A 1040-nucleotide genomic window follows, 5' to 3' on the forward strand; every position below is an offset into this window, starting at 1 on the left:
TCCGAGGTGGCTGTTCGCGTCGGATGTCGAAGCGGTCGGGGTCGGGGAAGTGGCGGGGGGCCCGGGAGGCGGCGGCCAGTGAGACGAGCACGGTGTCGCCCGCCGGAATGACGGTGCCGCCGATCTGCACCGGTTCGGCCGCGTGGCGGAAGGCGGCGGCGCCCACCGGGCCGTCGTAGCGGAGCGTCTCCTCGATCGCGCCGCGGACGAGGCCCGGGTCGGCGCGCAGGGCGGCGAGCTGATCGGGGTGGGTGAGGAGGGCGAGGACGCTGCCCGAGATGAGATTGACCGTCGTCTCGTGGCCCGCGACGAGCAGCAGGAACGCCATGCCGAGGAGTTCCTCGGGCGAGAGCGGAGCCGAAGCGGGGGCGGCAGGGCCGTCACCGGGGGCCGACACGGCGACGAGCGCACTCATCAGGTCGTCAGCAGGATTGGCCCGCCTGTCCTCGATGAGGGTGGCGAAGTACCCGGTCATGGCGGTGACCGCCGCGCCGGCCGCTTCGGGGGAGGTGGGCGTGACGATCTCGCTGGACCAGCTGTGGAAGTCGTCGTGGTCGCCCGACGGCACGCCGAGCAGTTCGCAGATGACGGTCAGCGGCAGCGGCAGCGCGAAGGAGTGGACCAGATCGGCGGAGCCCGCGGGGATCATCGTGTCGAGCAGGCCGTCGGCGGTCTCCCGGATGCGGGGGCGCAGCGCCTCGATCCGGCCAGGGGTGAACTCGCGTGCGACAAGTGCCCGCAGCCGGGTGTGCTGGGGCGCGTCGGTCTGGAGCATGTTGAGGCCGATGGCGTGGCCGCCGTCGTCCGTCCAGGAGGAGGAGAAGCGGATGTCGTTGCGCAGTCGGTGGTCGGTGAGGGCGGCGCGGGCCTCGTCGCGGGCGACGACCAGCCACACCTCGCCGGACTCGGGAACGAGGATGCGGTGCACCGGTCCCTTCGCGCGGAGCGCGGCGTAGACGGGGTACGGGTCGGTGGTGACGTCGAGACCGGCCGGGGCCAGGTCCTGAAGTGTCGGAGCGGTCAAGGCAGTTCCCTCCCAG

The 1040-nt window shown here is 72.6% G+C and carries 1 protein-coding gene; it reads right to left on the bottom strand.

Annotated features, from left to right (window positions below; all coding sequences use genetic code 11):
* Positions 1–1024 (bottom strand): cytochrome P450 (locus C2142_RS38200; RefSeq protein ID WP_148647514.1); only part of this gene is annotated, 1024 nt, incomplete at its 3' end.
* Positions 1025–1040: the final 16 nt, after the last annotated feature.

Source organism: Streptomyces sp. CB01881, assembly GCF_002953255.1.
Taxonomy (GTDB): Bacteria; Actinomycetota; Actinomycetes; order Streptomycetales; family Streptomycetaceae; genus Kitasatospora.